The organism is Pseudomonas sp. P65(2024) (assembly GCF_057480955.1).
The window spans coordinates 46674-61536 of sequence record NZ_JBLIYX010000013.1; the positions used below are offsets into that span (position 1 = coordinate 46674).

Consider the following 14863-nt stretch of genomic DNA (forward strand, 5'->3'; position numbering starts at 1 on the left):
TGAACAATAGGTCAGTGCGGCTGCTGTGGCGGCTGCCAAGGCTCACCGGTCAGATAGGCACGCAGCAGCGCCCGCTGGCTGGGCGACATCGAGCGCACCACCGGCATGAACAGCGTGGTGTTCTTGTAGGCGTCCGCGGTGCGGGCGAGGATCGGCGCCTTGGCGGCCATGATCGCGTCGGGCTGGTTCAGCGGGACGTAGCGGGACATGGCGGGGAAGGCCAGGTAGTGGAACCGCAGCACGTTGGGGTACACCTGCTGCCAGGTGACACGGCTACCCCTGGGGATGCCGAAGTCGGTCTGGGCGAATTTGCGGAAATTGGTGAAGTAGCCGCCGGCGGCCAGGCCGTTGACGCTGTAGCTCAGGGCGACGAAACCGGCCTGCCCAGCGGTGCCGGGCCTGACCTTGACGGGCACGCTGACCGTGAGCTGGCCGGGATTGACGGGCAGCGAGTCGGGAACATCGAGGAAGTCCCAGTTCTGCGGCGAGCCGTATGACGGGCCCGAGGGCGCGGTGCCAAGGTTGATCTTGCAGGGCGTGGTCACCGGACCGCCCAGGTAGCGGACCTGCAACGTGATCGACAGGCCATTGGGGTAGTCCTCGGTGTAGACATTGCGCTGGTCGGCGTAGACCCGATAGACCGACTCGCACGCATGCAGCAGGGTCCCGGCGACCGCGCCGGGCGCATCGACGTGCAGGACCGAGGATTTCGCTGCCTGTTGCTGGCTGGGGTTGAGCGGCAGGTCGACGATACCGCCATACACGTAGTAGTTGAACAGCGGATTGCTGTTCGGGTCGAGGGTGGCCAAGGGAACCGCGCCGGCGGTCAGGGTGACCGGCCCGTAGTTGGCGTTGGGCCCAATGGGGCTGGTGATGTCATCGCGCACGGCCCTGAAGGTCTGCTTCGGAATCAGGTTGACCATGTCGATGCTCAGCAGGCCATTGCCGCCCAGCTCGGCATAGGCCGTACTGCCGGTGCTCTGGTTCACCAGCTGGCGACCGGGCTGGCAATTGAGCGGTTCATTGGCGAAGGCCGGGGCCAGGGTGCCGATGACCCGGCCGATGCTCGGGTTGGGGGTATAGCGACCGGCGGCATAGTCGGCGTCCAGTTGCGCGGTGGTCATGGCCGGGCACATCTCGAACATCACGAAGCGCAGCACGATCCCGGTTGCTCCGGGCGCCTGGATGATCGCCCGCAGGCCCGGGCTGTTGCGGTTCCAGCTGACGATGTTGGTGAGCGGGAAGGTCAGCTGAAAGGTGCCGCTCAGGCGGAACGAGCCTGGTGCATCCATGGACGTGGGCAGCAGCACGCGCTTCTTCACATCCAGGCTGCTGCAGACGGTGTTGCCGTGGATCAGCAGCTGGATATTGCTGCTGGCGCCGATCTGCAGGCCACCGACGAATATCTGCGTGGTGGTGGTCGAGGTCGGGTCCAGATCCACCATCATCGGCCCGGAGACCGGCGCCTGCCCGGTCACCGGGTCCACCGAGCCGAGCAGGTACACCGGCTGCCCCACCAGGTCGCCGGTGGTGCCGACATTGCCCGGGCTGCCCTGGGAGCTGATCAAGGCGTTCTGCAGGTCGACGACATGCTGCCCGTAGTGGTTCCAGCCGCCGGCGGTGTAGTAATCACCCGTCGGGGCATTGAGCATCGCGTTCAACTGATCGTCGGTGAAGGACTGGGCACCCGGGGCCAGGGTCGAGGTGGTCAGGTCGAAGATCGGCCACTCATCGTTGCCCTCGTAGGGAATGGTGGGCGAGTTGTTCGGCAGGCTGACATCGGTACGGATGCCACCCCAGAAGTTCAGGCGCGGGCCATTCAGGATGCTCATGGTTCAATCCTCGTCCTTGATGGGTTTGCCCAGGGGGAAATGGGCGAATTTGAACAGGTAGGAGTAGTCGGACTTGTAGGGGCTCTTCACCGGCGTCGCCATGGAGTGGCAGTTCATGCAGCTGCTGTTGGGCTGGATGTAGCTTTCCATGGTGACGTTGGCCGACAACGCGGGCGTCGGCTGGCCCAGCGGGTTGCCGGGGTTGTCGGGCATCAGCGGACGCTGGGTGGTGATCAGCTGGTAGTACTTCAGCACGCTGCGTTGCAGCCCTGGAGCGGCGCGGTAGCTGGCGTTGACCTGCTGGGTGACGTCGGCGATCGGGGTGACCCGGTTCAGCGGGTTCGGGGTCTTGAAGGTGGTGCCGGGACGGGGCACGCAGACCAGTTGCGTACCCTGGGTTTGCCAGTTGCAGGGCGACTGGTTGAGGCTGGCGGCGGGCGCTGCGGGGTTGAAGTAGGCGTAGGCGGTGCCAGGCACCGGCTGGTCGACCCACTGGCCGTTCACCAGCGCCTTGGGCGGCACGTTGTCGACCTGCTCGAAGGTCGACCAGATCCACTGCGGATAACCCTTGGCCTTGGTGATGACGTGCAGGCCCACCAGCCCGAGGAAGGCCTCGGTGACCCCGTTGCGCCGGCCCTGGTCGTCGAAGGTGGCGATCCGCGCCAGCATGGTCAGGTAGCGGCTGGCGTTGTCCCGGGGCCCGAGAATGCGCCAGCTCGACTTGATCTCGATGACCCCGTAGGGGAACTGGATGTTGCGCGCCCGGGAGACGATATCGGCGTTATAGAAGCGGTTGCCGACGATGTAGTTGTAGGACGCCTCGTTGGCCGAGATGTCGTAGTAGGTCGGGTTGCCGGCCTGGTCGATCAGCCAGCCGCCGACGGCCTGGTCGATGGCGTTGACCAGCGAGCTGTTCTTCAGCGCGGCGATGTTGATGATGCCCAGGCTTCGAGGGCCCAGCGGGCTGTTCCAGGGGCCGGGATCGGCCCCTTCCGGCAGGAAGATCTCGTCGACGGTCTTGTAGGTCTGCCAGACGGTGTAGCCGGCGTCCCCGGGTTGCCGGGTGCAGTCCGGATTGCCGCGTCGGCGGTCCTGGGCGGGCCAGTTCAGGGCAATGAACAGTTGCCAGCTGTACTGGTCGAACTGCGCCTGGCCGGCCGTGGGGGCCGGCGCATTGGCCGGTGGCTGGCAGTTGAGCTGGGTGGCCAGGGGCGCTGGCAAGGCCTGTTCCCTGGCCAGCGCCGGCAGGCAGGCCAGGCCCAGCAGCAGCACGGAAAAACGCATCATCGGTTTCATGGCGATCCCTCGCATGGCTCAAGGTTTGCGTTGCATCAGCTGGTTCCACTGCGCCTTGTGGCCGTTGCTTTGCGCGGCGGGTGGCTCGAACAGCTGGCAGGGCGGCGGGTTTGCCGGGCACATGGCGGCGACCCGCGCCCAGGTCTGGGCCGGGTCGGGCTTGACCATGCGAAAACCGGTGTAGTTCTGGCTGACGATCGGCGCATTGGCGACGCTGGCGTCCCCGGAAAAGTAGAACGACTGCGGTTGCCGGTAGGGCGGTTGTCCCGAGGCTTTGCGGTAGAAGGCGTAACCGAACAGGATCGGGCCCTGGGGCGAGTCCAGGTCCAGGGCGTAGGCCTGCACGCTGGCGCCCAGGTGCTGGCTGCGCGCGGCGCTGTAGGGCAGGTGCTTGATGAAGTCCTGGCGCGGCGGATGGTTCATCGGCGAGAACAGGCAGCAGGCCGGCATGTCCTTGGGACGGTCCTGCGGGTAGGTCAGGAAGTACGCCTTGTTGCCCAGCGAGACGAACGAGCAGGTGTAATTGTTGTTGCGGATAGGGAAGATCGGCAGGCAGTACTTCTCGTAGTGCTCCATCATGGCGCCGAAGCCGTCGCCGTCCGGCGGAATGTAGGTGGTGTCGTAGTAGCTGGTGCCGCGAGAGACCGTGTAGTCCGCCGGGCTCAGGGTGGCGGGCGGGTTGCTGTAGGGCGGCGGGTTGTTCTGGTAGTTGCGCATGACCCGGTACATGGTCCAGTCGCTGATCCAGTACGCCGGAAAGAACGGATCGGACGGGTCGCTCGGCGCGCGCTTGGCGATGCAATTGCCGTTGCTCGCATCGCAGCCCAGGGAGTTGTGCACCCCCATGGTGAAGTAGACGGCGCTGTCGTCCGCCTGGGCGACCAGCGCAGGGCACAGCAGCAGGATCAGCAGCAACAGTCGGTCGAGGATGCGCTTGTTCATTGGACACTCCTGTGAAGTATGCCGGGTGACAGCCCCGTCACCCGGCGGTCCTTGCGGTCAAGCCTGCGGGTAGTCGCTCATGCTCAGCGGGATGGGCGGGTAGTTGCGTTTCACCAGGGCCTGCGCCCAGAGCTCCAGCACCGCCCGGCGGCTTTGCGGCATGTCACGGGTGATCGGCATCGCCAGGGTGCTTTCTTCCTGGTACTGCTTGCTGATCAGCACGATGAGCTGGTCCACGGCGCCTTCTATGCGCGCCAGCGAGTTCAGCGGCATGTACTTGTTCATGATCGGGTACATGTAGAAGAACGGCTGCAGGATGAACGGGTAGATGAAGCGCTGCCAGATCTGCTGGCCGGCATCCTGCTGCTGGTAGACCAGGTTCCAGGCATCGACGAACGCCTGCTGCATGTCCGGCTCCTGCGGCAGCACGCGCAGCGGCGCCAGAAAGTCGGTATAGGCCTGTGACAACTTGAAGCTGAACGGAACCTGCGGCGCCTGCCCGGCCTCATGCACGAAGAAGCGCAGGGTCGGGAAGCCCGGCGCCACGGCCCTGACGGTCAGCAGGGCGACCCCGTTGGCGTCGGTGGTGATCTGCGTGGTGCTGTACTGCACGTTGCCCTTCGGCTCATCCTTCAGCGAGCCGTGGCCCTGGATGGGATTGGCGAACGCCAGGCTGGGGCTCAGGGCCACCGAGCCTGGCGTGGGCAGGTACTGCTGGTAGCTCACCGGCTTCATGCCGACGGTCGAGTCGGCGGGGTGGATCGCTGTGAGCCGACGCCCCGTGCCTTCGCTCAGCTGGCGGGTGAGTGACGGCGTACCGACAAACTGTGGCAGGTTGGGAGTATTGTTGGCGCGCTTGTCCGGATCGTCGAAAAACAGCGTGAAATCAGCCTGGTTGCTGAACGCCAGGTAGTAGTCGGTGGTGCACATCATGTAGGCGTTGTTGTACTCGGCCACCGTCAGCACGGTGCCGGCCGGCGCGGGCAGGCCGTCGTACTGCACCATGATCTGCAAGGTCTTGCTGTCGCCGACGTCGATGAAGCTGGCACTCTCGACCACCTCGGCGGTCCACATCTGCTGGGTCGCCGCCTGCACAGGCGTCGCGCCTTGCTGCTGCAGCTCAAGCGCGCCGCTTTGCAGCTGTTTTTGCGCCTCGGCGCTCAGCGGCAGGTCGAGGATCCCCGAGCGTTTGTCAAAGGCTGCCTGCTGGTAGTCGTCGTAGCCGAAACTGGCCAGCGGCGTGAACTGCCCGCCTTGGCGTATCCCCAGCTGGTAGTTGCCAGCGTTGAACTTCGCCGCTACCGGTATCTTGGCCTGGGCATCAAGCGCATAGCTGGGGAACCCGTTGAGCAGGTCCAGCGACAGGGTGTTGTCATGCACCTGTGCAGAGATCACGCCCAATGTCATGGCTTTGAAATCCACGCCGTCCTTCTGCAACTGCACCGGCGTGCAAGGAACCAGCCGCCGCCCGGCCGGCGCCGTGGGAAACTCGTCGTCGAACCACAAGCCCAGGGTGCCCGCGGTACGGCTGTAGGCAGGGTTGAAGAAGATGCTGCCGACATTGTCCAGGCCCTTCTGGTACATCTGCTGAACATTGGCCAGATCCGCCGGTGTGGTGGAATGGGTATTGATGGGCGGTTGGTCGTTGAAGACACCGTTCTTGTCGTAGCAGGTCAGGTAGGTGGAGAAGCGGAACATCAGCCCCTTGGCGTTCTGCTGTTCCATTTGTTGCTGCAGGTTCTGCAGCAGTTGCGAGTTGCCGATCACCCAGCTCAGGTTCTCTTTCGGGAAGCAGGTCTGCCAGGTGGTGGTCACGTAGATCAGGCCACCCAGGCTTGCCCAGTTGAAATTCAGGAAACGGTCGAGCATGCGGTGCTGGCGCTTGAGGGTCAGGCCGCACTGGGCATCGCCCAGCACCAGCCGGTCGAAATACAGCGCCGTGAAGGTGTTCTGCCAAGGGCTGACGTCGACGAAGCGGGCCGGGGTGGGGGCGTCGCTGCCGAACGGGTTGCCGAACAGGTTGTAGGTCTGGTTGATCAACGGGTCCTGGCTGACGTAACCCCCGCCGGGCAGTTCACCGCCGGTGATGACGGAGGCCGTCGCCGGGATGGTGGGGTCGGTTGGGGTGTAGTTGACCGTGCCGCAGGCGTTGTCACCGAACAGGTTCCACTCGCCGGGGATCATCACACTGGGGTTCTGCGCGACGTTGCCCGGCACCTGGGTGACATACTCGGGGGCCTCGAGCAGAATCTGCGGGGCGATCACCCACGGCATCAGCTTGCTGGCGGCATTCGCCGGGTTGATCCCGTAGTACTCGAGGAAGCGCCAGTTCAGGCGCATCTTCGAGGCGTCGTAGAGTGGAAACATGTCGTTGTTGTTGGCGGTCGGCGGATTCCAGTACAGGTGGCCGCCCAGGTAGATGCGCGGAAAGTTCAGTACGCTCATGTCTTGCTCCTTAGCGTTGCCACTGGGCGCGTTTCAGCGACCAGACAAAGTCCAGTTTGTTGTATCCGGCGAATTCGGACGCCGGTACCGGGGCAGTGGGGTAGACGATGCCGTCCTGCTGCTTCTGGGCAAAGTTGAAGTAGCCCTTGGTCTTGGAGTACGCCGCCGTGCCGTGGCAGGCGAAGCAGGACGACTGGCTCTGGAAGGCCGACTCGAGCTGGGAGTTGGCGAGCAGGGTCGGATTGGTCTCGGACTGGGTACCGATCAGTTCGTACTGGGCAAGCTGCGGGTACTGCGCCTGGAAGGCGGTATTGGCCGTCTGCGCCGCCGGCGTCGGCCCGGTGCTGTTGCTCATCGGGGTGGGCGGAATCGCGTTGGTCACGGTGTACTTGCCGTTGTTGCGATTCTCGAAGGTGGTCCAGACCCATTGCGGGTTCAGCTTGTTGACCACGTGCAGGCCGCTGAGCGCGGCGTAGCCGACCTGGTACTGGCCGTTGTCCTGCTGGTAGTAGGCCTGGGCGATGTAGTAGCCATCGTCTTGCAGTTGCTGCTGGTAGCTCGGGTCGTTGCCGACCCACAGCCAGGCGGCCTTGAGCTCCCAGGCGGTGGAGGGAAAGTCCAGGTTGCTGGTCAAGGCGGCCTGGCCGTTCACGTTGTACACCTGTTTCTGCACGATGTAGTCGAAGGTGTCCTCGCCCATTAACAATTGGAAGCGCACCGGTTGGCCCTGTTGCGCGGTCGGTACCGCGCCGCCCATCTCGAGGATCAGGCCATCCACCTGCTGGACGGCGTTGAGGTTATGGAACGTGCGGTTGAGGTCCAGGCCCTGTGCTTGGGCCGCCAGCAACACCGGAGCCGGCACCGGCTGGCTCTGTCCCCAGGGCAGCGGCGCGGCGCCATTGCTCAGGTAGACCTGATCCGAAGGCTTGAGGGTTTCCCAGACCCGGTTGGGGCTGTTGGACTCGACCGGCTGGTTCAGGCAGACGAACCAGTTCCAGCTCATGGTTTCAGGCCCCTGGGCGAACGCCTGGCGGGCCTGGTCGACGTTGCCGCCGAACTGCATGAACTGGTTGCAATCGAAGCTGTTGGTGCCCTCGGCCTGGACCAGTCCGGCCAGTGCGCTGAGGACGGTTATTGAGAGGGCTCGCCGCATGTGTGCTCCTTGGCATTGGCCAGTTCGGTGTAGGGGTGCCCCAGGAAATGCTGCAGGAGCAGTTGTTTCACCGCCGTTGCCGCAAGGCGCTGCGGCAACGGCAGGTCACAATTGGTGATGAGCAGCGGGCCTTCCCGCTCACTGGCGGGCAGCCGGCCATGGCTGCCGCGCACCAGCGTGGTGTCCAGCGGGATGAGGTCCATGTAGTAACGAAAGCCGAGCTTTTTCTGCAGCAGGCGGCGCGCCACCCTCAAGCGGGGGAAGCGGATGGCCGGGTCGATGAACAGCTCCAGCGGGTCGTAGCCGGGCTTGCGATGGATGTCCACGGTGCGGGCGAAGTCCGGTGCCTTGCGCGCGTCGAGCCAGTAGTGATAGTCGAACCAGTGACCGGCGGCGGCCACGGCCACCAGCTCGCCGCTGCGCGGGTGGTCCAGCTGCCAGGCCCGTTGCTCGGTCTTGTCCAGTACCTGCTCGATCCCGGGTTGACGCTGCAACAGTGCCTTGACCTTGGCGATGTCCTCGGGCTGGCGCACATGGACGTGGGCGATCTGATGATCGACAACGGCGAAGGCATCGCTGGCGCCGGGGTCGAGCAGTTCCCAGGTCAATGACTGACGCACCTGCAGCAGACCTTCGGCGCGCAGCAGGCGATTGATGGACACCGATTGGCTGACCGCCTCGATGCCGTATTCGGACAGCAGCATTACCGCCGCGCCCTGTTCCTCGGCGAAGCGCAGCAGTCGTCCGACCTCGTGGTCGATGGCTCGCACCTCGTCGGCGATCGACGGATGTTCCGGCCCGAGCCGTTGCAGGCAGTAGTCCAGGTGCGGCAGGTAGACCAGCTGCAGGTCCGGGTGATCGAGTTGGAACTCGGCGATGGCGCAGTCGACGATCCAGCGGCTGGAGGCAATGCCGGCGGCCGGCCCCCAGAACGCCGGGAACGGAAACTCGCCGATCTGCGCCTCGATCCGCGCATGCAACGTTGCCGGTGACGAGTACAGCCCGAAAAGCTTGCGGCCATCGGCCGGGTAGTGCGGGCGCGGGGTGATGGCGGCGTCCACGTCCGCGTACATGTTGTACCACCAGAACAACTGGCTGCAGCGAAAGCCCGGCAGCTCGCGCTTGAGCGTCTGCCAGACCTTCTCGCCCTGGATCAGGGCGTTGGGCTGCAACCAGAAGCGCACCTCGGCCTGGTCGCGAAAATACCAGCCGTTGCCGACGATGCCGTGCTCGGCCGGTGACAGGCCGGTGAGGATCGAGGCCTGCACCGTGGAGGTGACGGCGGGAAACGTCGGTTGCAGGCTGGCCATCCTGGCCGATTGCAGCAACCGGTTGATGTGCGGCGTTGTCGCGCCGAGCAGCGCGGGCGTCAGGCCGACCACGTTGATCAGCAGCAACGGTTGACGTGGCGAGTCAGAGGGCATCGGCATGCACCTCCCGCGCCTGGGGTTGCAGGAGGCGGCGCTGGCGCAACTGCTCCTCGACCCAACGCAGCTCGTCGCGGATGCCCCGGTGCTGGGCCTGTTCGTCGCTGGGTCGCACTGGCGCGGGCAGTACGCCCCAGCTGTAGGTCTCCACCTCGAGCACCGGGCGCACATCCTCGTGCGCGGCCAGGAAATCGAAGGTCTGCGCCAGGGCCATCTGGCTGCCGCCGAGTTCGGGCAGCAGCAGGTGTTCGCTGAACAGCGGAATGTGGAAATGAACCCGCAGCTCCGGGTAGCGCCCAGGCTGCGACGCACAGGCGGCGAGCGCGGCCGGCAGGTCCGCCCAGCATTGGATGCGGCCCCGGACGTCGCGCGCCTGCACCTGGTGCAGGTAGGTGGCTTCGGCAAAGCTGCCCAGCACGTCGAGAACCTGTACGCAGCGGCTCGGGTCGTCGGTCGGCAGGCGGCAGATCATCGCGTTCGACAGCTGGATCTTGCCGATGGGCACCCCGGCCTGGCGCAGGCTTTCCAGAGACTGCCGGCAGTCCTCGAACATCACCGCCTGGTGGCAGACGTCGAAGCACAGCGCCAGGTACTCATGATGCGGGTCGCTGGCTTGCCAGTGGTGGAAGAAGGCGATGGCCTGGTCGGTGGTCTGCAGCACGCAGTCCGGCTCCATTTCCAGGCACATCACGATCCTCTTGCCGGTTTCCTGGTGCAGCCGGGCCAGTGCCGCCGTGAGCTGGCGCAGGTGTTCCTCGGCCTGGTGCTGCAGCGTCGGGTTCCAGTGGGCGGCGTAGCCCAGCGGCACGCTGGAGATCGCCCCCTGCGGGCACGCCGGCGGCAGGGCCTCGGCCAGCAGCCGCGCCAGGTCCAGGCTGTACGCCAGCCGTTGCGGCTCGGCCCAGCTGGGCAGGTACACGGCGGCTTTTACCGTGCCCTCATGGAACTGCCCATAGGGAAAGCCGTTGAGCGAGGTCAGGCATAGCCCGCTGCGCCGCAGCAGATCGAAAAACGCCCGCCGTTTCGGCGGCTCCCGCAGTTCGGTTGCGGCTGCTGCGCTGATCCACAGCCCGCTGTCCTGCTGGTCGAGCCCGCGCAGCCTGCGCACGCCCTGGAAGTGCCGGTCGATGGCAACGCGCAGCGCGGGCAGGTCGCGGGCCGGGTGCACATTAGCGCAGTAGCCGAGCTGCGCGGCGGTCCAACCAAGGCCCAAGGTCATTTGATCACCGGATCCTGGCCACGCAGGGCCGAGTTTTCCTGCCAGCGGCGGCGCTGGTCGATGGGCAGCGGCGTGGCGACCTGGGCCTTGTCCAGCTGGCCGCTCTGGGCGAAGAAGTCCACCGGGTTGTCGAACAGCACCTGTTCCACCTGGGCCTCGCTGAAACCGGCGGCCAGCATGGCCTGACCGGTCTTGGGCACCTTCAGCGGATCGCTGATGCCCCAGTCGGCGGCGCTGTTGACCACCATCTTCTCGGTGCCGTATTCCTTGAGCAGGGCCACCATGCGCTGCTCCGACATCTTGGTGTTGGGGTAGATGGAGTGGCCGCGCCAGCAGTCGCTGTCGAGCACCAGCGGCAGGGTCAGTTCGTTGAGGTGGTCGATGATCACCAGGTGCTCGGCAATCCCCACTTCGCGAATCACCGCCAGGGTGCGCTTGGTGCCGCCGATCTTGTCGCGGTGTGGGGTGTGTACCAGCACCGGCAGGTTGAACTGCCGGGCCAGCTCCAGCTGGAGCGCGAGAAAGCGGTCTTCTTCCGGTGTGATGTCGTCATAACCGATCTCGCCGACGGCAACCACGCCGTCCTTGACCAGGTAGCGCGGCAGAATCTCCAGCACTTCGTTGGCCACCGACAGGTCGTTGGCTTCCTTGGGATTCAGGCCGATGGTGCAGAAATGATGGATGCCGAACATGCTGGCGCGAAAGCGTTCCCAGCCCAGCAGGGTATCGAAGTAGTCGACGAAACTGCCGACGCTGGTACGCGCCTGGCCTTGCCAGAACGCCGGCTCGATCACCCCGGTGATACCGGCGGCGGCCATGTTCTGGTAGTCGTCGGTAGTGCGGCTGACCATGTGGATATGCGGGTCGAAATACTTGGGCATGGTGAATCCTCTTCAGGGGAAGGCGTCGTCGGGCATCAGCTCGCGTGGCGGTCGGCCAGGTGGTCGTGCCACGCCGGCGGCAGGCGTTGTTGCTGGTGAAGGCCGAGCAGGCGCTGGCGTTGCGCCGGGCTGAGCAGGTCGAAGGCGATGGCCAGGTGCAGCCCAGGCGAGACCGTGCGGGCGGCCGCGAGCTGCTCGTCCAGCAGGTCGAGGGCCAGTTGGTTGAGCGAGACGCCGTGGCGCTGTGCCAGGCCGACCAGACGCCGCACGTCGAGCCCCATGCCGAGTGCCTTGAGCACCAGCTGGTGGAAGGCCCGCTCCGGGTAGTGGCGGGACGGGTAGGGGGTGTCGAGGGCTAGGGCTGCGAACACCTCGCTGTTGCTGGTGCGCCCGGCCTGCAGGGCCAGCGGTACGCACAGCCCCGAGCTGTCGATCCAGTCGAGGGCCTTGAGCAGCGCGACTTTTTCCTGGTCGTCGCCCCACAGGAACAGTTGGCGCAGCAAGGGCAACTGACCGTCCTGCGGCTGTTGCCCGAGGACCTGGGCCAGCAGCAAGGCGCGCGCCAGTTGCAACTGGCTGCAGTGCTCATCGTCACGCATGGCCTGTTCGTGGATCCTGCGCTTGCACTGGCCGCTCAGCAGTGCCGCGGTGTTGGCATCCGGTGACTGCCCGAGGCGCTCTTGGGCCTCGTGCCACCACTGCAACTCGATCGGTTCGAGTTGCGCGGCCAGGGCCTGGTGCCGTGCGGCCAGGCAGTCGTGGCGCATCTTGAGCGCCGCTGTTGTCGACGTAGCGATATCACTGTTCATGTCGGTTTGATCCAGCGCTGTAGGTGTGGAAGCAGGAAGAACACCAGGACGCACAGCAGGCTGCCCAGGGGCTGGTCGGCCACTGCCAGCACCAGGGCATCGAACAGCGGCAGGGCCGCCAGCCCCGCGCCGATGAAGGCGCGCACCTGGCGGCGGCGCGGATCGGCCAGGTGCAGCCAGTAGTGCCAGCCCAGCCAGCCCAGCCACAGCAGCAGCACCGGCCAGAACCACAGGGTGTCGGCGTAGCCCACCAGGGCCAGCGGGCTCAGCATCAACACCAGCGGCAGGCGGCTGAGCAGTTGGTTGAGGTGCTCCTGGCGCGCCAGGTAGGTCAGGCCGCTGATGTACACGCCAAGCAGCAAGGCGCACAGCCAGATGGGCTGGGTCGGCATCGCCAGGCTGGCCGCCGCGGTGAGGTAGAGGGCCGAGCGGCAGGCGCCCATCAACCAGACGCTGTGGGCGTATTTCTTGTGCAGCAGGTTGTAGCCGAGGATGCAGCCCACCAGCAGGGTGACGCTGGCCAGCAGCCAATGCGGTTGCTCGATCAACCGGCTCAAGCCCAGGGCTGCGGCGGCCGCCAGCAGCAACGCCAGCCAGGTGGCCAGGCGCACCTGCCGACGGCTGACCAGGCCCAGGGTGATGGGTCGTGGGTTGTGGTGCTGCTGGTCCCAGTCGGCATCCAGCAAGTCGTTGAGCAGCATGCCCGCCAGGTACAGCAGCGACAGCATGGCCAGCAGCAGGATCCACACCAGCGAGGAAGGTGGCGCCAGGGCTCCGGCGCTGCTGGCCAACAATGCGGCGGCCAGGGTGTTGGTCCATACCGTGGGCAGGTTGGAAACGCGGCCGACGGTCATCCAGGTCTTCATCTGGCTCATTGCGCACAGCCCTCGCCGAGGGCGAGCAGATTGCCGCGATAGCTGGCGAGGCGCAGCAGCGCCTGTTCCATCAGGCCGTCGTCGATCTCGTGGAGGTCGACCGATGCGCCGATGCCGCTGAGCATGGGGATGGACAGCTGGCCGCCCAGATGCTGGCGGAACTCCTCCAGCCCCAGCAGCACTCGAGAACGTCCCTGGTCATCCTTCAGGTTCAGCTCCGCAGGGCACAGGTTGAAGCCAAGCCTGAGCAACAGGCTCAAGATCCGCTCGCTGTCGATATCGTTCAACAGCCCCAGGGCATTGGCATACAACCCGTCCAGGGCCATGCCCACCGCCACGGCCTCGCCATGACGCAGTCGATGCTGGCTGAGGTTCTCCAACCGATGCGCCGCCCAGTGGCCGTAGTCCAGTGGACGACCGTTGCCGCGCTCGAAAGGGTCGCCGGCGCCGGTGATATGCCCCAGGTGCAGCTCGGCGCAGCGGCGGATGGCATGGCGGCTGGCCGGGTGGTCGAAGCGGGCGAGGGCGTCGGCCTGGCGCTCCATCCACTCGAAGAAGGTGCGGTCCTTGATCAGCGCCACCTTGACCGCCTCGGCGAGCCCGGCGATCTGGTCGCGGTGACCCAGGGTGGTCAGCAACTGGAAGTCGTTGATCACCGCGGTGGCGGGATAGAAGGCGCCCAGCAGGTTTTTCTGGCCGAAGGCATTGATACCGTTTTTCACCCCGATGCCGGCGTCATTCTGCGCCAGCACCGTGCTAGGCAGGCGGATCAGGCGCATGCCCCGGTGGAAAGTGGCACAGGCGTAGCCCACCGCGTCGAGCACGGCGCCACCGCCCAGGGCCAGGACGCAGCAGTGGCGGTCCAGCCCATGGGCCAGCATGTCTGCATACAGCTGCTGCAGTACCTGGGCGTCCTTGCTCAGCTCGCCGGCGGGCACGGCGATCGGTGCCGCCTTCAGGAGCAGGTCCGCGCCATGGGCGACGAAGTACGCGTCGATCTGGCCCGGCAGGTGCGGTGCGCAGCGCAGCAGCTGCTCATCGGCGAAGATCAGCACCGTCACCCGGCCGTGCTGCTGGGCGGTGAGCTGACGATGCAGGCAAGGGTTGAGCGGATCGAACAGGTGGTCGGTGAACAGCACCGGATAGTCGTAGCTGACCGTGAAGCGCCCGCGCAGTGGCGGTGCCGGTTGGCGACGGCGCAAGGCCTTGAACAGGCTGTACCCGGCAATGAACAGGCCGGGCAGGATCATGCTGGCGAGAATCGTCACCAGCAACGCGTTCTGCTCGACGAGGAAGCTGCCGATGGCGCTGTAAGCCAAGGCCAGGCCCGCGTTGGCCAAGGTGGTGACCAGCACGAAAGCGCGCATCGGATAGCGCTGCATGCCGGCGGCCACCACCGAGGTTTCCGCCAGCACCGGCACGCCGCGCAGACAGATCAGCGACAGCGTGCCCAGGCGGTACGCCAGTTGCCCCGGCTGGCGTTGGTGCAGGCCGAGGCGGCTGGACAACATCCGCAGATACCCGGCACCCAACGCGTAGCCCAGCCCGGCGCCCAGGCACAGGCCAATGAAGATCGTCAGGTAACCGCTGATGCTGCCCAGGGTGGCCACGGCCAGCAGCGCGACCATGCTTGAAGGTACGGGCAGCACCACGTCCAGGGCCAGCAAGGCGATCAGCAACAGTGCCAGGTTGAACATCTGGACGGGGGTTGAAGGGCGATACAGGTCAAGATGGGTGAGGAAACCCTGGATCTGCTGTTCGAACAACAGGAAACTGGTAATAACCAGCCCTGAGAAACACAGCAGTGACAACCAGAAATGTGCGGCCGGCCCTTTTTCAAGGAGCACACGATAGCCATGGCTGCGCTTCATCAAGCGTCCCTCTTGTTGTTTTGACTGAGTTCCGTTTCAGTAACTACATGCAGCGGCAGGCGTCGCCTGGAAGAATAGATTCTCCTGCTCTGAGGGGCGGTCGTGTTGTAGTT

At 65.5% G+C, this 14863-nt stretch carries 11 protein-coding genes; all 11 read right to left on the reverse strand.

What is annotated here, in order from left to right:
• Positions 1–11: 11 nt before the first annotated feature.
• The 11 genes from AC25MA_RS17675 to AC25MA_RS17725 are packed head-to-tail and all read right to left on the reverse strand — an operon-like array spanning position 12 to position 14750.
• Entirely contained in the window at positions 12–1832 is a 1821-nt protein-coding gene (locus tag AC25MA_RS17675; RefSeq protein WP_207852125.1) for a hypothetical protein, read from the reverse strand.
• A 3-nt stretch (positions 1833–1835) separates the two neighbouring features.
• Positions 1836–3128 (reverse strand): hypothetical protein, encoded by a 1293-nt coding sequence (locus AC25MA_RS17680; RefSeq protein ID WP_213883306.1) that lies wholly within the window; start codon positions 3126–3128, stop codon positions 1836–1838.
• A gap of 18 nt (positions 3129–3146) precedes the next feature.
• On the reverse strand, positions 3147–4070 hold the full coding sequence (locus AC25MA_RS17685; RefSeq protein ID WP_197866207.1) for a hypothetical protein: 924 nt from the start codon (positions 4068–4070) through the stop codon (positions 3147–3149).
• Between the two features lie 57 nt (positions 4071–4127).
• Entirely contained in the window at positions 4128–6515 is a 2388-nt protein-coding gene (locus AC25MA_RS17690; RefSeq protein WP_486972244.1) for a hypothetical protein, read from the reverse strand.
• Between the two features lie 10 nt (positions 6516–6525).
• Positions 6526–7668: a hypothetical protein gene (locus AC25MA_RS17695; RefSeq protein ID WP_213883308.1), complete on the reverse strand. Its 1143-nt coding sequence runs from the start codon at positions 7666–7668 to the stop codon at positions 6526–6528.
• Positions 7647–9092, reverse strand: coding sequence for an alkaline phosphatase family protein (locus tag AC25MA_RS17700; protein ID WP_486972275.1), 1446 nt, complete (start codon positions 9090–9092; stop codon positions 7647–7649). The genes AC25MA_RS17695 and AC25MA_RS17700 overlap by 22 nt, the downstream gene beginning before the upstream one ends.
• Positions 9082–10314 (reverse strand): metabolite traffic protein EboE, encoded by a 1233-nt coding sequence (gene eboE, locus AC25MA_RS17705; protein ID WP_028688807.1) that lies wholly within the window; start codon positions 10312–10314, stop codon positions 9082–9084. Before eboE ends, AC25MA_RS17700 begins: the two co-directional genes overlap by 11 nt.
• The gene (locus AC25MA_RS17710) at positions 10311–11195 is read right to left on the reverse strand and encodes a TatD family hydrolase (protein ID WP_028688808.1); all 885 of its coding nucleotides are present in this window, start codon (positions 11193–11195) and stop codon (positions 10311–10313) included. Before AC25MA_RS17710 ends, eboE begins: the two co-directional genes overlap by 4 nt.
• A gap of 35 nt (positions 11196–11230) precedes the next feature.
• Positions 11231–12004 (reverse strand): EboA domain-containing protein, encoded by a 774-nt coding sequence (locus tag AC25MA_RS17715; RefSeq protein ID WP_463402228.1) that lies wholly within the window; start codon positions 12002–12004, stop codon positions 11231–11233.
• Positions 12001–12870: a UbiA family prenyltransferase gene (locus AC25MA_RS17720; protein WP_463402241.1), complete on the reverse strand. Its 870-nt coding sequence runs from the start codon at positions 12868–12870 to the stop codon at positions 12001–12003. Before AC25MA_RS17720 ends, AC25MA_RS17715 begins: the two co-directional genes overlap by 4 nt.
• Positions 12871–12875: 5 nt before the next feature.
• A complete protein-coding gene (locus AC25MA_RS17725; protein ID WP_486972245.1) occupies positions 12876–14750 on the reverse strand; it encodes a 3-dehydroquinate synthase in 1875 nt (624 codons plus the stop codon).
• Positions 14751–14863: the final 113 nt, after the last annotated feature.